Genomic DNA, 19,916 nt, shown 5'->3' with positions numbered 1-19,916 from the left:
GCTCTTTTTTACTTAATTTACAACGGGTTATCTTCATTTTAGTAGTCTAGCATGGTGCTTATCTACTACAGCCCCTAAATAAAAGTGATGCCTTTAATTCACAAGACCTTATTAATGCCAGAGGGTATCGATAAAAAACAAAGCAATGAAGGGTAGGTTCTACCTCGTTAGTATCGTTAGCGAGTCAGTATTAATAAACACTGATTCGCTGAGCTTGACCTGTTAGTGAGTTAATAACAGTTTGACTCTATTAAGATTCGGGCGGTTTGTTAGATGATTCTTGCTGACGTTTTTGCCAGCTGATGACGGTTCTATAACGCCAAACTGCCTTGAATACCAAACCACAAATAATGCTGGTTATAATTGCTAAAATGGTTAGCCCTATACAAAATGCAGTAATTGAGACGGTGCCACGATAGGTAATAAATGGATTGGCACCATCTGATAGTGCCCATAAACTAAAGTCAGCAATCATTCTACCGATGAGTCGTAGACTAATCATCGGGACATCAATGATTTTGGCACCTATATAGTAGCCTGCATAAAAAATAGGCAGGCTAGTGAGGGGATTGGTAATCCAAGTCAGACCAATCGCCAAGGGAACATTGGCACGAAAAATTAATGATCCGATCAGTGCCAATAGCATCTGTCCTGGTAATGGAAAAAATGCACTAAGCACTCCAATGTATACCGCTTTATTTAGACTATGACGATTAAAGTGCCATAATCGTGGATCAGCCAAATGCGGTGCGAACAATTTTAAGGTGCGGCTTTCTAGGATTTTCTCTGGTGTAGGAAGCAGTTCTTTTAGACGTTTTTGGGGCACAGGATCGCCTTTAATCGTTAACCAGTCAGCTCAATCTATTGATGGGCTGGTATGGAATGATATTGTTAGTAAAATACGGTTATAAGGTATCTGGGGTAATAGTGTTAGATTATCGTCATAGCGATATTTCTAATCAGTATAGGGTAATATAAATATAAATGCTATTGCCTGACGTATCAGTTGCTGTGTCTGATTTGGACATATGTTGGTGCTCAGATACTTATGTGCGATAATAAATAACAGCTCATGATAATAAGTTGCTCTATCTAGCAGTATTATGAGATATAAATCATCAAGTAAGGAGCGTTGGTGTACTGGTTGCTTGGTGGTTTGATTATTGTTTTTATGATGGGCGTGTTGGCAGTCGCGGATAGTATGGCGATGCCCATTAGTGCGATGATAGATATTGCCAATACTGCTATTCTGCCTTTATCACTGGTGCCGCTCGCCATCATTCTGATTGTTCTTACCCAATTCAATATACCTGCCATAAATACCACAAATGCTTCTAGCGCTTCCTCTCGTAACGCTAAACCTGTTTTTCGTATTTTTAACCATATCCTGATAGCAATAATAGCCATCGGGCTAATTACTGGTAGTGCCCTGCAAGCTCTGGTTAGCCATCAACGGGCGGAAGCGACCAAAGTCACTGAACCCATGCGTGTGCAAGCATTGGTGACTATTGATGGGATAAGTGATAGCGTCTATGATGTCGCCACAGACAGTGGCTATAGACAAGTTGCTACCATTAGTCACATATTGCCTCTGGTTTCTGAATTAACTACTGAAGATTTGGATAGGATGACAGTTGCTGATTTAGACAAAGATAAGCGTAATGATAGAAAATATCGTGTGTTACTTAATGCTTACCCAAAACAATCATCAAAGCCATCGTCTAAAAATTCTCCGGATAATAGCCAACTTGCCCGCTTAAATCATCTGCAACCAGGTGCTCAGCTGTTTATGAGCTTAACCCTTGCGCCTCTTGCCACTTCTGAGCAAGCGATAAATAATCCAACTGGTTTTGACAGCTATCGCTGGCTACGAGGCCGTCACATTGATGGCGTGGCGAATATATTGGTGACCAGCACATCGCCTCTTAATAATGTCCATTCATCAGCAGTGCTATCTTCTTCTGAATCATATTTCAAGCGTTTTCGCACCCGCATTGACCAAGGTCGTTGGCAATTACGACAGCATTTTTATCAGGATTGGGCAGCTCAGACTACCGCCGCACAGCAAGCAAAGGCTGTCACACTAAGCTTGCTCACAGGTGACCGCAGTTTAATCAATCGTGATACCAAAGACCTCTATCAACTGGCTGGTATCTCGCACTTGCTTGCTATATCAGGGACACATGTTTTGTTTTTGGCGATTGTGCTGGCTGGTACGGCTGCATTGCTTTTTGATCGACTGTGCCCAAAGGTTTATCGTTATGTCCCACGTTGGCAAGTACGTTGGTGGGTGATGATAGGGGCTGCTTTTGTCTATGCGCTGTTTACTGGCTTCGATGTGCCAGCTGCTCGTACTGCATGGATGTTGTTAGCGATAGGTTTGGTACGCCTAACGTTATTGCCTATCAGCACTATGCGCGTTTTGTTTGCGTTGGCAGTGTTGATGGCATGGCAAGACCCTTACGTACTATGGCAGGCAGGTTATTGGCTATCCTTTATTGCAGTGGCATTATTACTCAAGTATGACGATACGGCCTACAAGTATTCGCAACCCACTGTCACACCTCTAGCTGCATCTATCCATAAAACCAGTGCAGCCAATGCCCTTGCTCAGCGTATTTGGATAACCTTTGAACGCATATTTAAATTACAGTTTTGGTTATTTATTACTTTATTGCCCATCACGCTTTTATTGTTTGGTAAAGCGTCGCTGTGGGGTTTGATTATAAACCTGTTTGCCATTGGTCTGTTTGGCTGGGTGATTGTGCCGCTTAACCTACTGGCTGGGCTGTGTTATCTTTTATCACCTGCGCTAGCCAATAGTATTTGGACGCTCGTTATTGCCATAGTGGCTGGTTTGCATGAGCTGATAATATGGTTAACATCAGCAGCAGCGTTATCAAAAGCATGGCTATATACACCCGTGAATACAGCCATACTGCTCATGGTATTATTAAGCATATTACCTTGGTTGTTACCACGAGGTTTTGTCAGTCGCTGGTTGACCCTTCCGCCTTTAACCCTGTTAATGATGACGATATATGCCAATCAGCAATCACTAGTTACGATACCAACGTTATATGTTTTGCCAACGGGCGACCGTTATGTGAGTGCCGTCTTGTTGCAGTATCCTATTGTGAGTAATGATAAGACCAGTAAAGATAATAATGAGCAATTATCAGTGACAGACAATGATAAGAGAAATACCAGTTGGCTGTTTTTAGCCGATCACAGACCTACCACCACACGTACGATGCCAAGCACTTTGACAGCAGACAAGCTTGCTACGACACTAGAACAGCAATTAGGCAGCTTATCGGTTGATACATTAGAAGGCATCATCGTACAGAGCAGTAGTGTTGGCCTAACTGCTACACTGACTACTGACAATAAGCGCACCGCCTCTCATACTCTTACTTCTGAGCTATTACCCATGACCGTCGCACAGCTAAATCAGCGTTTACCTCTCAGCCAGTACTGGCAAGCAGGGCGCTCTGATCGGTGGCCTGATCTTCAGCGCGCTTATAAAGGCGTCAGCCAATCTAAGGATGAGTCAAATATTAGCGCACAGCATTGTGAACAAGGCAAAATATGGCAGTTGCCGACTGGCGATTTATCCATACAAGTATTGACGGGCTGGCGCAAGATAGGCGACACCAGTGTCTGGGACTGCACCGTCGCTATCGATACACGCTTGCCCATACGTTTGTTAAAATACAATGCTGCTGAGCCACTCAAGTCAGCACCTATTACCGCTCAAACACTTATGTCAAAGACTCAATCGAAGGCACCTCAAGCAGAGGAGTCTTTGGCACGCATTATTTTAAATGCCGACACGCATCAGCGCGTTTGGCAAATGTGGTCATTGCTGTGTTTGCCCGAATCACTCGATGAAAATACCGCATATAGTGAGGCTACGTGGCTTGGCCACAGTGCATCGCATATCACAGCTGATGTGATAAATCGGCAGAAGATACATAAAATCATTACTTATGATGATAAAGCATTAGAAGTGGCGTTATCTCTAGATACTATTGCCAACGATGCTATCACTGAAAATACTATTGCTGACACTGGCGATATTGGTGATGCACTGCCTTAAAAGTTTTAGTGTCTTGTACGATTATAATATGGTGATATTTCACAGTTATACTATTGAACCATTATCGAAATGCGACCATACTTAGCAGCCTATTAATACAGATGATTGATATAGCGAGAGGATATTTGCCTCTAGCTATATCTATTAATATCATCTTTTTACTGTTTTAGATTGTTTCTGACTTAGGAAGTTATATGCCCAACTGGCCACCAGACCCCAACAAACGTCCTGATAATTCGACCAATCAGCCTACGCCAATGCAGCAACCAAACCAGCCGAGTGGACAAGAATGGCGAGTGCTGGAAAACACTTTATTGGCAAGTGTGGTTGAGCAACGCCGCGCCCGTCGCTGGAGTATCTTTTTTAAACTATTGACCTTTGGCTATATCTTACTGATATTTTTGCTGCTGGGTCGTGGTTGCACCAGCAAAGCGCCAACAGGTTTAGATAGTGCTGATACCAGCAGGCCTCATCTAGCCGTGGTTGAGCTGCAAGGTGTCATTAGTAGTGGCGATGTGGCCAATGCTTATGATGTCAATGAAGCATTGACTCGTGCGTTTGAAAACAGTAATTCAAAAGCGGTGGCGTTAGATATTAACTCACCTGGTGGTTCACCTGTACAGTCTGACGAAATTTGGCAGACCATGATGGATCTTCGAAAAGAGTATCCAGACAAAAAGCTTTATGCAGTTATCGGTGATATTGGTGCATCAGGCGCTTATTATATTGCTTCTGCAGCAGATGAGATTTATGTCAATCCATCAAGTTTGGTCGGTTCTATCGGCGTCATTATGCCAAGCTACAATATTGAAGGCTTAATGGATAAGGTTGGTGTAGAAGATCGCACCATTACGGCTGGGGAATATAAAGACATCCTGAGCTTGTCGCGCCCATTGACCGATTATGAAGAAAATCATGTTGAAGGTGTGCTTGCCAATACGCACAAGCACTTCATCAATGCAGTAAAAGAAGGCCGCGGTAATCGTCTAAAAAATCCTGAGCAAAACAAACTGTTTTCAGGTTTATTTTGGACAGGCGAGCAATCTATAGAGCTAGGTTTGGCAGATAAGAAGGGCAGCATCGCAAGCCTAGAAAAACAGCTAGAGATTGATACTGTGGTGAATTATAGCCCAACAGATCCGTTCCAAATGTTTATGGATCGCTTTGCTATTAAATTGGGTGCAGGCATTGGCTCTAGTGTCAGTCTTGATGTCTTACCCCAAGAAGAGGGTAATGCGCAGATGCGTTAGGCATTTTATGTTTTAGATTTAGAGTGTATGATTGTTAAGGCTGAGCGTTTGATTATGCTCAGCCTTACTTATATGTAAAAAGGTATATATAAAATTAAATGATCATAAAAATGTCTATAGTGAGTTAATGAGAGTTTGTTATGAGTGATAAAATCAGTTTGCAGACCTTTGCAGCGCTACCTGTTTCTACAATAACCAAAAAACCCGTTATTCATTTTGCCCACGCCAATGGTATGCCAAGTGCTGTCTATCAGCCATTTTTTGAGAGTTTGGCGGAGTTTTTTACGATTGAATATATTGCGATGTTGGGTGCTACGCCCGATTATCCGGTGGATGACCATTGGCGCAATCTCACGCAGCAAATCGTCGATAGTGTAAAAAACACTTGCGAGAAGCATGGAGTCAGCCAAGTAATAGGGGTTGGTCATTCGCTTGGTGCCATGTGTACGTTGCAAGCCTTGTACCGTGCGCCCAAATACTTCACCCAAGCGGTACTGATGGATCCGCCTTGGATTTATGGCAAAGTCAGTTTGCTATGGCATTTGGCCAAGATAGCGGACAAACTGCCATTGATGAATCATCGTTTGATAGATAAATTATCACCAGCTGGCGTGTCCAAGTATCGCCGTGACGTGTGGGATAGCCGCGCAGAAGCTTATGAAAAAATGCGCCACAAAGGATTTTTTAAAAATTTTGATGAGCGCAGTTTTCAAGGATACATCGATCATGGTTTACATACGCGTGCAGACGGCAAGGTGACATTGGCCATTCCTAAGGATAACGAAGTGGCAGTGTTTCGTACCAATCCTTCTTGGTATTGGCTGGCCCCAAATCGTGCACCCAAGCCGCCTGTGACATTGATTATTGGTGAAGACAGTCTCTTTTTAAAACGTCGCTTTCCGCAGCAAGTCAAAGCACGATTGGGCATTCCTTATCAAACTCACGCTGGTGGCCATATGTTTCCACTTGAGCAGCCAGAATCTGTCGCGCAGCAAGTGTTGACTGTGATTAAACAGCAATTATCGGCTTGACCACCGATTACTTGCTATCTATAGTCATGCCAATCCCAAAAATCAGAGTAGCACTGTATCCTTTTTAAAATGAATCGACTACAGTTTATGATAGATATGGGTTGATACCGCACTGTTTAGGTTATGATTTTATGCTAAAAGATGTTACCGCTGTACCTCATTTGACGACGATAGCCAAGCACACGCCACTATTTTCACGTTTGGGTGCATTTTTACTGACGATAGGCATGGTGATGGTATTTTTCGCCAGTCAGTTGCTAGGCGTGTATGTTGCTGGCAAATTGGTATTACCAGCGACTAAAAATGCAACCGTCGCCGACATATTCTTTTTTGGTAGCAATAACGGCACTGTGGTGAGCTTATCTATCATTATTGGTTGTGTGCTCTTAGTAGTGATTAGCATTTTAGTGATTCGGTTAAGAGGCGGCGATATGCGTCAGTATCTGGCGCTAAAGCCTTTTTCCTTTGCAGTAGGTATGGGCATGCTTGGGTTGCTATTGATATTTATGATTGGCAGTCAGGCGTTGACTTATTTGCTCGATGAGACACCACTGGTATTCGTAGATCCATTATATCAGTCTGTTAGTTCAGTATGGCTGCTGGTCTTTGCCATGGTGATTGTTGCACCACTATATGAAGAATTGATCTTTCGCGGTATCTTGTGGTCGGCTATCGCAGAGCAGTTTGCTGTGCCATCATTTCCAGAATATCGCGGCGCAGTTGTCGCAAGTATCGTGACGAGTTTGATCTTTGCAGTGATTCATGTTCAGTATGGCATCTATGAAATCAGTACCATTGTGGTATTGGCACTGATATTTTGCTATGCACGTGTCAAATCGGGTTCGTTATTACTGCCCATGTTATTACACATCGTCAATAATGGCGCTGCGATGTGGCTGTATATCACGCAAGTTGCTTAGGAATAATTACTTGTGACTCTCAACACGTCCTTATGGTCATCTCAATGTTTATACATGTGATTAGGCATCAGGATTTAACAGCAGCACCTCATCGGCCGCCCGTTTGATATCATTGATCGTTAGCTGAGGCTTACCACTCAAAGCCTGTCGCCATTTGCGTGCACCTATCAAACCTTGAAATAATCCTAGGTAGTGACGCGTCATCGTTGGTAGCGCTTCTCCTTTAGCAATTTGCTCTTCTAGGTAGGGATAGAGTTGCTCTAAAATGTCTGAACGTTTGGGCGCAGGCTCGCCCCATAGTCGATTCGCTTCTGCTAACAGATAAGGGTTGTGATAAAAAGCGCGGCCAATCATCACCCCGTCGACATGTTGCAAATGCGCCTCAATATCAGCGATAGTATCAATACCACCGTTTATCTCAATCTCAAGCTCAGGGAAGTCTTGCTTAAGACGGTAGACATCCTCATAACGCAGTGGTGGTATCTCGCGGTTTTGCTTGGGGCTAAGCCCTTGTAGCCACGCAGTTCGTGCATGGACGGTAAAACGTGTACAGCCAGCAGCAGCCACTGTTTGTACAAAATCTACCATAAACTCATAACTGTCAAAATCATCAATACCAATACGATGTTTTGCCGTTACTGGGATATCGACCGCCGCTTGCATGTGTTTTACCAAATCTGCGACAATATTTGGCTCTGCCATGAGGCAAGCACCAATTTTATTGTGCTGTACACGGTCAGACGGGCAACCAACATTGATATTGACCTCGTCATAGCCATGCTGCTGAGCAAATTCAGCACATTGAGTCATCTCAGTAACATCTGCTCCGCCAAGTTGTAGCACAATGGGGTGCTCGCTTGTATCAAAGCGCAGATGCCGCGCTCGATTGCCATGTATCAGCGCGCCAGTACTAATCATCTCGGTATAGAGATACACATGAGGATTAAAAAGCCGCGCAAAATAACGGTAATCTGTCGTTGTCCAATCAATCATAGGCGCTACTGAGAGGCGCTTATTGGTCATATCAACCATGGTAATTAAGCCTTAATCTTTGAATGTTTGAATCTTAGATCGAACGTTTTATGTCAAATAAATGCATAAGTGCAATAGGTATAAGATCCCGTTACACCTACATTTAATCGATATCGTCACTGCAAAATAAAACAGTCGTTTATAGTCATGTACTGCTGGCTAAATGACGTGATCGATTTTTTTGAATTCAGGCAAGTTAAAAAAGTAAATGCCCATGATGATGCCAATAAAACCGATGAAAGCAATATACAATGCAGGTGCAAAACTTACATATAGAGTGGCGTAGCCAAGCGCGAAAGGGACGAGTACGCCCACAATACCGTAAGCCATATTATAACAAAAAGCCATTCCAGTGAGTCGTACATTGGTTGGAAATAACTGGACAAGGATAGCGGGTATCATGCCAACGATGCCGGCACAAAAACCCAAAAGCGCATACATAATCAAAATATAGTCGCCGCTTCCCTGCAAATGGTAAAAAAACGCAAATATTTGAACAATTAATAAAATAGAACCAATCGCTAAGATTTTTCCAAAGTTTTGATGATTGGATATTATTCCGTAGAATACACAGCCAAAAATCATAAATACAATCCCTAGGCTGTGCGAAAAATCAAACAAATCACCATCCAGCGTAAAGCGTAATTCAATCAAATCAGGTAACAAAAGTACAATAACAGTGGTAATACTAGAAATGATAACAGTGAGTACCATGCCGATAAATATTGAGTGTTTGCAATGCTTAAATAGCAGGCGAAAAGGCTTAGCGACATAGCCCTTTGGTTTGGATTCTTTCATTTCAATAAAAAATGGTGATTCATCTATCCATCGCCATGCTAATAATGGCAATAGACTCAAAACAGCGGCAACCAAAAATGGCAAGCGCCAACCATAATCAGCCAATTGCTCAGTAGTCATGGAGTTCGTTAGCCAAAGAAAAAAGGCATTAGAGAATAGGACGCCCACATAAAAGCTGGCTGTAACATAGCTACAGGCTACCGATAAATATTGGCGGGGAACATGCTCTGCCACAAAAACCCAAGCGAGTGGTACAAACAGCCCAAATGCGATGCCTTGTATGAGTCTTAACGTAATGAATAGGACTGGCGCAAGCCATCCCCATTGTGCATACGTCGGCAGACAAGCCATAGCCAATAAGCTACCTATTGTCACTAATAAGCTGATTAAAAGTATGGGTTTGCGGCCTTTAATATCACCATACCGACCAAATACGATGCCGCCAAAGGGACGTGCTAAATAACCAATCGCAAAAAGTCCAAGACCCTGTATTTTTGTGATAGCAGGATTGATATTAGTAGGAAAAAAAGCGGCTGCCACAACGTCTGAGATATATAAATAAATCAAAAAATCAAAAAACGCGACGGCACAACTAAAGCATATAAACAGGACTGTATTTCTGTCTTTAGAAGACATTAAAGCATATTGAGAACGAGAAGGCATAGTAAGTGCGTATCCACATATAAAAGTGCTCGTTAAGACGGTTATTATCTAGATAACTGGCTATAATAAAAAACGACAAATCAGTATAAATAAATAATGATTTGTCGAAAAAATAAAGGTGTTTGCGCTAAACATTAATTGAACAATATAGCTGGGTCAATATAAAAAATACTCAGCGAGACTGGGATGATTTTTTCGCAGCCTCTGTTTGCGCAGGCACAGCAAGCAAGAAAAAATTGTACCAGTCTTGCCCTGTCATTTCGTGTATCTATTTTATTCAGTAGCGACTAGTAGCGACTATAAGTATTTGAATAAAAAACATTTAAGGTAAAATCAGTTCATTCAACAGCCTTGCTGATATTTCAATGTCAATGACCAAGTCTTTTGACTATTTTTTAGACGCTGTTGTCATAGTAGCCAATCAATCGGCAGCCACGACATGATAGTAAGCCACACATGATCACTGATATCGACACGTGGTTCTGAATCGTAAACCACTTTTTTATTGTCTTCCATGGTGTGCCACTGTAGTTTGCCATTGTCCAATAATTTGACTTCGTAAGCTTGGTTTAACAAGTCATCGCTAAGCGCACCATGCAACTGTTTTGCCAGCTCATTATCATTGATAATCACGCCCATCTCGGTATTGATATTGGCGGAACGCGGATCGACATTGTATGAGCCAATAAAAACTTGATAGTCATCAACGGCGAAAGTTTTTGCATGCAAGCTGGTAGAGGATTGACTGCGGGCTTTCCATAGCTTGTTTTCCCGTTGTTCTTCAGACGCGGTCGATTTTAACTCATAAATTTTGACGCCTGCGCGCAGCAGGTTAGGACGCCACTGGCTGTAGCCAGAATGTACAGCGGTCACATCAGTGGCATCAAATGAATTGGTCAAAATTTTGATGTCAATACCAGCCTCAGCCAACTGTACCAATGTATCAACGCCATCTTTGGTTGGCACAAAATAAGAAGAGATAATGGTCAGCTGTTTAGTGGGTCTGCCTAATAATGTGCGCAGCTGATGCACCAAATTGGTCTCAGCTGGAACGGTTTTGGTTAATTTACCCACATCGTCACTCAAAAACTGCATGTCTGCCCAGCGAAAGGGCACACGCTTATTAAGTAAGTCACTGTCTATTGTCGAATCTTTAATCGCGGCTTTATATACCGCCAAGTTGCTATCGTTATTGGTGTTTTCTTCTTGATCAAGCTTGTCTAGTGCTGCTAAAAAGTCAGATGTGCTGCTATTAGATGTGACTAGTGTTTCGATATCAAATGATAAAGGGGATGACCAGTAACTTGCAAAGCTGTTATCGATATCTGCGACCACTTTACCAATGAGCAAGACATCCAAATCTGCAAATTGGCTATTTTGATCGTTACTGAGATATTCATTGCCGATATTACGCCCGCCAATGATGGTGATTTGTTTATCAAAGGTCATGCTTTTATTGTGCATACGGCGATTGATACGGGGCAAACCAGTGACGTAGTTCAACGTCTGGAACTTACGGTGCATTAAAGGATTAATAATACGCACGGCAATATTAGGATGGCTAGAAAAACGCAATAAATGCTGATCAAGTTTGGCATCATTATTAAAGTCATCTATCAGTAATCGTACAATCACGCCGCGCTCAGCAGCTTGCCACAGATCTTTTAATAAGAGTTGACCAGCTTGATCATTGTGCCAAATATAATATTGGGCATCGATATTGCGTGTGGCCATATCTGTTAAAATACTGCGAGAGGCAAACGCGTTGGCACCCGTTACGATGGGGTGATAGCCTGATAAATCAGGATGGATATCATTTTGCTCACTAATGGCCGCAACCAGATCGACATTGTTAGCAGTAGTTGTTAATGTTTCACTTTGTGCGATTTTTTGGTCAGTTTCTGATTGGTATAAGGCATTGACTCGCGCTGATAATGCTTGGCTTTCAGGTAGGTGTGGCTGCTTAGGTAAACTCTGACAGGCACTAAGACCAAAGGTTAGGCCGAGTGCTAGACTCAACGATAAATTGCTTGGTTCCATACTGAACATCGACATAAATGAGTTACCTTAATAAGCCTTAATATAACGAAGCATGAGCCAAAAAATGATCTTGAAATTTTAGTCTGTTTTTGTGGATGATAGCACTGATTATTCAGCGTATGATAATCTCGTCTAAGGCAAAATCCAAACAGCCGCTAAGCTTAGCAGCTGTAACCCTCTGTGCCTATTATAAATACGTTATTTTTATCGAATTTAGGGACGAACTCAAAACCTCTCAGTCACGCCTTATTATATAGCATATTCATTTTTTTGAGTATCGACTATGACGCTCACCTGAAACCAGCTGTTTGGAATAAGTTGGCATGGTATGATAATGCTGCTGCACCAAATCGATAATTAAAAAATAAGCAGTCATTTTATACCAACCAAAGCAATGGAAAATCTATGAGCCAGTCGCAAACGCAAGATGAGAGTAATTTGAATACATTAGATCCAAATTGGCGCAATGATGCCTTAGATTTAGGGCTTGATTATGGCATGCAGACCATCGCCGTACGGGCAGGTCAGCATCGCACGGATGAGGGCGAGCATTCAGAGCCTATCTTTACCACCAGCTCTTATGTCTATCAATCAGCAGCTGACGCCGCCGCCCATTTTGATGGTACAAAGACAGGTAATGTCTACTCTCGTCATACCAATCCGAGCGTACGCACTTTTGAGCGTCGATTAGCAGCGTTAGAGAATGGCGAGCGTGCAGTGGCGACAGCGTCGGGTATGGGGGCGATTTTGACCATGTGCTTGGCATATTTAAAAGCAGGTGACCATCTGCTGGCCGCCAACCAGCTATTCGGCTCTTCCATCGGTTTGTTCAATAATTATATGGCCAAGTTTGGTGTTGAGGTCAGCTATGTCGATTGTTTTGACAATGACGCTTGGGCAAAGGCAGTTCAGCCAAATACCAAAGTGATTTATTGTGAAAGCCCAAGCAATCCATTGGCGCAGATTTGCGATATCGGTTATCTCAGTCAACTGTGCAAAGCCAATGATATCTTATTGGTCGTTGATAATTGTTTTGCCACGCCAGCGCTGCAACGTCCGTTAGATTTGGGTGCTGACGTGGTCATTCATTCTGCTACCAAATATTTAGACGGACAAGGTCGAGTATTGGGCGGCGCGCTGGTCGGTAGCGACAAATTGATGCAAGAAGCATTTACTGTTGTACGCTCAGGCGGTATTAGCATGAGTCCGTTTAATGCTTGGGTCTTTACCAAAGGTCTTGAGACCCTGAAATTGCGTATGCAAGCGCATTGTCAAAATGCCAATCAAGTAGCCGCGTTTTTGGTTAATCATCCCAATGTCAGTACGGTACATTTCTCAGGTTTGAGCGATCATCCTGCGCATGAGCTTGCGACGTGTCAACATCATATGAAAGATGGCTATGGTGCTATTATGGGTTTCGAAGTTAAGCCATCTGGTAGCCTCGATTCAAAAGCGGCCGCTTGGCATGTGATTGATTCAACGCAAATGGTCTCTATCACCAATAATTTAGGCGATGCCAAAACCACGATTACCCATCCTGCGACCACCACTCACTTTCGCCTGACTGCTGAGGCTCGTGCAGAAGCTGGAGTCAATGACGGTCTGATTCGTTTGTCAGTAGGTTTGGAAGACGTAGAAGATATCATCAAAGATTTGGCACGCGGTTTAGACAGTTTGTAAAGATAACGGTATAATGCTGTCAGTATTTTATTTTAAAGTATCCCACTCATTATTATAAGACAAAGAGGTAATTATGAATATTCAAGCATTGATGCAACAAGCCCAAACGATGCAAAAGAAAGTAGAAACGAACGTTGAAAATGCCAAGAAAGAGCTGGCCAATAAAGAAGTACACGCAGAAGCGGGCAGCGGTCTGGTAAAAGTCACTATGACAGGTCGTCATGTGGTTAAGCGTTTGACCATCGATCCAAGCTTGTTAGAAGATGAGCCAGATATGATCGAAGATCTTATCGCTGCTGCCATCAACGATGCCGTACGTCAAGCCGATGAGCTATATGAAGAAACCATGGCTGGCGCGACGTCAGGTATGGGCTTGCCACCTGGTATGCAAGGTATGTTCTAAGCGTTAAATACTTCATATTGAAGAAAAAATGGGGTTGTTATCGACACGATACGACCCCATTTTTATAGCTACGGTTTTTTAAATTACGTTAAATAAAGGAAGACACTTTGCTGACAGCCAAATTTGATCAGCTGGTCAAACAGCTGCGTATCTTGCCGGGTGTGGGTCAAAAAAGTGCCCAACGTATGGCGCTACATCTGCTCACCAAAAAACGTCCACAGGGCATGGCGCTCGCTCAAGCACTGGATGAGGCGATGCGTGATATCGTCGAGTGTCAGCGCTGTCATAGCTTTAGTGATGAGGCAGTGTGTCCCCTGTGTCAAGATCCTAGACGTGATGACGGACTGCTATGCGTGGTCGAGACAGCGGCAGATGTCATGGCGATCGAGCAAACCGCAGGTTACCGTGGGCGTTATTTTGTCTTAGGTGGTCATTTATCACCCATCGATGGCATCAGCGCGGATGACTTAAATATCGAGCAGCTGGTATGGCGAGTCAAGCAAGAACCTGTTGAGGAGTTGATACTGGCCACGGGTACTACTGTCGAAGGACAGACTACCGCCCACTTCATCAGTGAGGCGGTCGGTCGTCATGTCAATAAAGTGACACGTTTGGCACAAGGTGTACCGATGGGCGGCGAGCTTGAATATCTTGATAGTATGACCCTTGGTCAAGCCATACAAAATCGCTCTTTTTTATAGTGCTTTTGTTATATCGAAGTCTTGTCCTTTTTATTTCATGAAATTGTTATAATTGTTTTCTATCTTAATGTCATCAAGACGCTGTTTAGCGTTTTATCTCCTTTTATTTATGCAGGTATCTGCCCGTGTCCAACAATGCTTCAATGACTTCCACCCAGTCAAACCTTTCAGACAATGCGACTACTGATGATTTATCAACACCATCCAGTAGTACTGATATGACGTCAGCAGAATGGTTACCAGCGCCAGATATTGATGCGTTACTAGATATTGCTGATGAGGCTATTGTCACTTGGGTGCGTGAGCAAAGCCAGCTACAAGAAGTGATTGATGCATTAGCCACTTGCGGACGCGTGGCGTTAGATACTGAATTTATCAAGCGCGATACTTATTATCCACGTTTAGCACTGGTACAGCTAAATACTGGCAATCATATTTATTTGCTCGATGCACCACAGTTGCAATTAGGCGATTTTTGGCAAGCACTTAGCAAAGTTGATGTCGCTATCTGGCACGCTTGCGGTGAGGACTTGGGTATTTTTTATCTGTTGTCTGGTTGCCCGCCATTGACCAATATTTTTGATACGCAAATTGCGTTGTCTTATGTGACCGGTCAATTGCAAATGGGCTATCAGCAAGCGCTTGACGACCAGCTAGACATGCATATTGATAAAGAACAGAGCCAATCAGATTGGCTACAACGTCCGCTATCGGATGAGCAAGAGCAGTATGCCATTGATGACGTACGATTTTTGCCAGCGCTATATTTAAGCCTTGAATATGAACTAAAAAAGCAGGGTTTATACGATTATGTATGGGCAGACTGTCAGCTTTATGCCAGCGATTTGTATGCCGCTCAGCAGGTTGAAGATGAGGCGATGTATTTAACGATGGCGGATTATCGTTATACCTCGCAGCAAATGGCGATACTAAAAGCAGTGGCTACCTGGCGAGAAGAGCTGGCGCGTGCAACCAATCAGCCGCGTACGTTTGTCATTAAAAAACAAGCCGTGCGTGAAATTATCACTGAAAAGCCGAGCAATATGCGAGAGCTTGCGCACAAAACCACAATGCATCGTAGTATGCTGCGTCTGTATGGTGAAGAGCTGCTCAAGGTAATAAAAGACGCAAAAAACCTTCACCCTGCTGAGCATCCAGACTGTCTGCTCCCACCTTATCGTTCAAAAAACAAAGTCCTGTCAAAAGCGGTGCAGCAAACTATTGATGACCACGCAAGAACTATAGGCGTGCCTGCCAGTGTGTTGATGCGTAAAAAGTGGCTAGGACAACTGTATGAAGTGATTGCTTTTGACCAAGACATTAGTAATCTCCCACAAGGGTTAAAAGGCTGGCGGCATGAATGGGTAGTGCACACGTTGATTCCAGTTATTGAGGAACATAAAACTGAGTTGCAGCAAGGTATGGGTATTAGGGTTTAATGAATGGCGGAAAGCTTAGCGATTAAGCGTTTCATGTTCAAAATGCCCGTGCTGTAAAAAATAGCACGTCTGTGCAGCGACTTGCTTATCAACCAACATGCCAGTGTGCGAGACGGGCATGACGATGTGATCCGCCGCTGCCTCAATTTTGGTTTCTTCTATATATACTGTGCCATCGTGCGCAAGCTGCTCTTTAAGTAGCGGCTTGTCAGATTTGCGCTGTTTGCGATTATGATACTGCAAAAACATTTGACCCAAACCGTAAGGACGGTTACCAGCGATCACACCAAGGGTAATGTGATTCGGTAACGTCGCGACCGTTCCATCTAACGCATCAATATACGAGCGTCCCACAATAGCTGGGGTCAATCGCCAGATATAATCGGCACACACGCTGCCTACATGCGGTGTTCCAAGGGTGACACAGCGACCAATCTGCCACTTGGGATATTGCGCGACAAAGTCTCGAATGATCAAACCGCCCAAACTGTGTCCAACGAGATCTATTGGTTCATCAGGCTGGTGGTTTTGTTCTAGCCAGCTATTTAAGCGCGCGCTATTGGTTTTGATACCATCACGCATGCTACGGTAGCCATATTGATGAGTATTAAACCCTGCCATTTGTAAGCGTTTGGCTAATGGTCGCATAATCCAAGCGGTTTGATGTAGACCATGGATGAGAATAACACGATTTTTTTGTAGCATAGTTAATTCCAAAAAAGTACTTCAAATGATATTGTTTTAATAAGTAAGTTGCTGATGTCTTGTTAAGTACTTATTAATTGTCTAATTTATAGTTTATATTATTAATCATGATAAATAGAAAATACAGGTGTATAGAGCAAAATAAAACCGCCAAATCAGATGCTGACTTGGCGGTTTTTTATATCATATGAGTTAGGGTGTATCAAAAACTGCGATTACAGATAGTTTTCGATACTTGGGCAAGAACACATGAGGTTCTTATCACCGTACGCATCATCGACACGCGCCACACTTGGCCAAAACTTATTGGCGCGGATGTAAGGTAGCGGGAATGCAGCAGTATCGCGGCTGTATGGATGTGTCCAATCTCCGCTAGTAATCATGGCAGCGGTATGCGGTGCATTGACCAATGGGTTGTCTTCTAGCGTCCAGTTATCTTCACCTGCTTTGGCTTTCATGGCTTCCGCTTTGATAGACTTTAGCGCACTGATAAAACGATCCAACTCTTCTTTAGACTCAGATTCTGTTGGCTCAATCATGAGTGTGCCTGCTACTGGGAAACTCATCGTTGGTGAGTGGAAACCATAATCCATCAAGCGCTTGGCGATATCGCTTTCAGTGATGCCAGTTTCTTCTTTTAACGGACGAATATCGATGATACATTCGTGAGCCACACGGCCGTTTTTGCCTGCATATAAGACAGGGTAGTGACCTTTGAGCTCGGCTGCTACGTAGTTGGCGTTTAGCAATGCCAGCTCTGTCGCTTTTAGTAAACCATCACGGCCCATCATGGCAATGTACATCCATGAGATAGGCAAAATGCTTGCTGAACCATAAGGAGCAGCTGATACCGCTGAGCAGTTTTTTTGCGCATTATGGACAGGGCTTAAGGTATGGTTGGCCATAAATGGTGCCAAATGTGCCTTCATACCGATAGGGCCCATGCCTGGACCACCGCCGCCATGCGGGATACAGAAGGTTTTGTGCAAGTTCATGTGTAGGACGTCTGCACCAACATCGGCAGGCTGCATCATGCCGACTTGAGCATTCATGTTGGCACCATCCATATAAACCTGACCACCATGCTTGTGAGTCAAGTCACAGATATGACGGATACCTTCTTCAAACACACCATGCGTCGATGGGTAAGTGATCATCAAAGCACCCAAACGCTCGCTGTGCTCTTCACATTTAGCGGTTAAATCATCGATATCTACGTTGCCATTTTCATCAGTCTTGACCACGACCACTTGCATGCCCATCATCATAGCGGTAGCAGGGTTGGTGCCGTGTGCTGACATTGGAATCAAGCAAACATCACGATTGGTCTCGCCCAGTGATTCATGATAACGGCGAATTGCCAGCAGACCAGCATATTCACCAGAAGCACCAGAGTTTGGCTGCATAGACACATCGTCAAAACCGGTAATGGCTTTTAATTGATCTTGTAGGCTATCAATCATCGCAATATAACCAGTGACTTGATCACGTGGGGCAAAAGGATGCACATTGGCAAATTCAGGCCAAGTGATCGGTAGCATTTCACTGGTGGCATTGAGTTTCATGGTGCAGCTGCCAAGTGAAATCATGCTGCGGTTCATCGCCAAATCTTTGTCTTCAAGCGATTTTAAGTAGCGCAGCATTTCATGCTCGGTATGATGCGAGTTAAATACTGGATGGCTCAAGATATCGTCAGTACGTAAGTGTGCACTATCAAGAGACACGCTAGCTGCTTCAGGTAGGCTGTGTGCTTTGCTCACAAACAATTGAGTTAAAACCTCAAAATCTGTCTGGTCACTGGTCTCACTAAAAGCCACGCTCAGTTTGGTGTCACCAAGACGCCAGAGGTTATAGCCAACATTGTCTGCATTTTCAAAAATTTGTGTGGCCAGTTTTTCTGAACCACAATCAACGACGACCGTGTCAAAGAACTGATCGTGTACCACGTTGAGGCTGCCATCATTCGCTTCTTTGATAACCGTGGCAAACGCAGTGGCAAACGCATGAATACGAGTCGCAATACGCTTCACACCCTCTGGGCCATGATAGACGGCATACATACCAGCGAGGTTGGCTAGCAACACTTGTGAGGTACAGATGTTTGAGTTGGCTTTTTCGCGGCGGATATGCTGCTCACGCGTTTGTAGAGCCATGCGGAGAGCAGTATTGCCTTGCGCATCTTTTGACACACCAATGATACGACCGGGGGCAGAGCGCTTGGCTTTATCAGAGAAAGCAAAGTAAGCGGCATGTGGACCACCAAAACCCATTGGGATACCAAAACGCTGGGTGCTACCTAGTGCCACGTCTGCGCCCATATCTGCTGGTGATTTCAATAGCACCAAGCTCATGATATCGCTTACAACACTGACATACGTTTTGTTTTGTTTAACAGCTGCAATGACGTCAGTTAAGTCTTTAACATCGCCCTCTGCACCCACGTATTGAAATAACGCCCCGAAATAGTCGCCAGATTTGGCGGTTTCAAAATCACCCACAATCACTTCCCAACCAAAGTATTTGGCGCGGGTATGGATCACATCTAGTGTCTGTGGATAGACACGATCATCAACGAAAAACTGTATAGATTTGCTTTTGCTCACACGCTTTGACATCGCCATGGCTTCAGCTGCGGCGGTTGCTTCATCAAGTAACGATGCACCAGCAAGCTCAAGACCAGTCAAATCAATACAAACTTGCTGGAAGTTAAGTAATGCTTCTAAGCGACCTTGGGCAATCTCAGCTTGATACGGCGTATAAGCGGTGTACCAGCCCGGGTTTTCAAGGACGTTGCGCTGGATAACCGCAGGCATACGAACAGGAGCGTAGCCTTGACCGATATAGCTTTTATTAACGGTGATATCATCTGCCATCAACCGCAGTTTGGCAAGCGCAGCATGTTCACTCATTGCCACTGGCAGGTCCAATTCTTTGTGCAAACGTACTGGCTCAGGCACGGTGTCGTTAATGAAGCTCGCCATATCTTTGTAGCCAACAGCGTTTAGTAAATCTGCTTGTTTGGCATCATTTGAGCCAAGGTGGCGATAGACAAATTCAGCTTCGTTGAACAGTCCTTTAAAGGTATCAAACGTTGGTTTTTGAGAGATAGTCATGACAGTCCTTGATTCAGGGAGTAATAAAAAGATGAACTA

14 protein-coding genes are annotated in these 19,916 nt (G+C 43.7%); 8 read left to right on the top strand and 6 right to left on the bottom strand.

Annotated elements, in window-relative coordinates:
- Nucleotides 1-250: 250 nt before the first annotated feature.
- Entirely contained in the window at nt 251-826 is a 576-nt protein-coding gene (locus JMY02_RS12825) for a DUF2062 domain-containing protein (RefSeq protein ID WP_227678523.1), read from the bottom strand.
- Nucleotides 827-1,135: 309 nt separating this feature from the next.
- Between JMY02_RS12825 and JMY02_RS12820 the strand changes: the two genes are divergently transcribed.
- The 4 genes from JMY02_RS12820 to JMY02_RS12805 all read left to right on the top strand — a co-directional run bounded on the left by JMY02_RS12820 (nt 1,136) and on the right by JMY02_RS12805 (nt 7,303).
- Nucleotides 1,136-4,102 (top strand): ComEC/Rec2 family competence protein, encoded by a 2,967-nt coding sequence (locus JMY02_RS12820; protein WP_201598913.1) that lies wholly within the window; start codon nt 1,136-1,138, stop codon nt 4,100-4,102.
- A 194-nt stretch (nt 4,103-4,296) separates the two neighbouring features.
- Nucleotides 4,297-5,352 (top strand): signal peptide peptidase SppA, encoded by a 1,056-nt coding sequence (sppA, locus tag JMY02_RS12815; protein WP_201598912.1) that lies wholly within the window; start codon nt 4,297-4,299, stop codon nt 5,350-5,352.
- Nucleotides 5,353-5,492: 140 nt separating this feature from the next.
- On the top strand, nt 5,493-6,383 hold the full coding sequence (locus JMY02_RS12810; RefSeq protein ID WP_201598909.1) for an alpha/beta fold hydrolase: 891 nt from the start codon (nt 5,493-5,495) through the stop codon (nt 6,381-6,383).
- A 131-nt stretch (nt 6,384-6,514) separates the two neighbouring features.
- Nucleotides 6,515-7,303 (top strand): CPBP family intramembrane glutamic endopeptidase, encoded by a 789-nt coding sequence (locus JMY02_RS12805; RefSeq protein WP_227678522.1) that lies wholly within the window; start codon nt 6,515-6,517, stop codon nt 7,301-7,303.
- 60 nt (nt 7,304-7,363) lie between these two features.
- Here the strand turns inward: JMY02_RS12805 and dusA are convergent, their stop codons facing one another.
- The 3 genes from dusA to JMY02_RS12790 all read right to left on the bottom strand — a co-directional run bounded on the left by dusA (nt 7,364) and on the right by JMY02_RS12790 (nt 11,851).
- On the bottom strand, nt 7,364-8,335 hold the full coding sequence (gene dusA / locus JMY02_RS12800; RefSeq protein WP_201598908.1) for a tRNA dihydrouridine(20/20a) synthase DusA: 972 nt from the start codon (nt 8,333-8,335) through the stop codon (nt 7,364-7,366).
- A gap of 159 nt (nt 8,336-8,494) precedes the next feature.
- On the bottom strand, nt 8,495-9,796 hold the full coding sequence (locus JMY02_RS12795) for an MFS transporter (RefSeq protein ID WP_201598907.1): 1,302 nt from the start codon (nt 9,794-9,796) through the stop codon (nt 8,495-8,497).
- Nucleotides 9,797-10,204: 408 nt separating this feature from the next.
- Nucleotides 10,205-11,851, bottom strand: a complete 1,647-nt coding sequence (locus JMY02_RS12790) for a phospholipase D family protein (protein WP_201598906.1) — start codon at nt 11,849-11,851, stop codon at nt 10,205-10,207.
- Between the two features lie 390 nt (nt 11,852-12,241).
- Here JMY02_RS12790 and JMY02_RS12785 point away from each other — a divergent pair, with 390 nt between their 5' ends.
- The 4 genes from JMY02_RS12785 (at nt 12,242) to JMY02_RS12770 (ending at nt 16,059) form a co-directional block, all read left to right on the top strand.
- Complete coding sequence (locus JMY02_RS12785) at nt 12,242-13,516, top strand: O-succinylhomoserine sulfhydrylase (protein ID WP_201598904.1); 1,275 nt, start codon at nt 12,242-12,244, stop codon at nt 13,514-13,516.
- Between the two features lie 73 nt (nt 13,517-13,589).
- Nucleotides 13,590-13,919, top strand: coding sequence for a YbaB/EbfC family nucleoid-associated protein (locus JMY02_RS12780; protein WP_201534831.1), 330 nt, complete (start codon nt 13,590-13,592; stop codon nt 13,917-13,919).
- A 107-nt stretch (nt 13,920-14,026) separates the two neighbouring features.
- Entirely contained in the window at nt 14,027-14,620 is a 594-nt protein-coding gene (gene recR, locus JMY02_RS12775) for a recombination mediator RecR (RefSeq protein WP_201598903.1), read from the top strand.
- 125 nt (nt 14,621-14,745) lie between these two features.
- On the top strand, nt 14,746-16,059 hold the full coding sequence (locus JMY02_RS12770; RefSeq protein ID WP_227678521.1) for a ribonuclease D: 1,314 nt from the start codon (nt 14,746-14,748) through the stop codon (nt 16,057-16,059).
- Nucleotides 16,060-16,074: 15 nt separating this feature from the next.
- Here the strand turns inward: JMY02_RS12770 and JMY02_RS12765 are convergent, their stop codons facing one another.
- Nucleotides 16,075-16,764, bottom strand: a complete 690-nt coding sequence (locus JMY02_RS12765) for an esterase/lipase family protein (protein ID WP_201598902.1) — start codon at nt 16,762-16,764, stop codon at nt 16,075-16,077.
- 215 nt (nt 16,765-16,979) lie between these two features.
- Nucleotides 16,980-19,877: an aminomethyl-transferring glycine dehydrogenase gene (gcvP, locus tag JMY02_RS12760; RefSeq protein WP_201598901.1), complete on the bottom strand. Its 2,898-nt coding sequence runs from the start codon at nt 19,875-19,877 to the stop codon at nt 16,980-16,982.
- Nucleotides 19,878-19,916: the final 39 nt, after the last annotated feature.

Origin of the sequence: Psychrobacter vallis (assembly GCF_904846715.1) — a bacterium.
Lineage (GTDB): Bacteria > Pseudomonadota > Gammaproteobacteria > Pseudomonadales > Moraxellaceae > Psychrobacter > Psychrobacter vallis.
The sequence above is the reverse complement of the archived record's forward strand: the minus strand, read 5'-3'. Positions and strand labels throughout refer to the sequence as shown.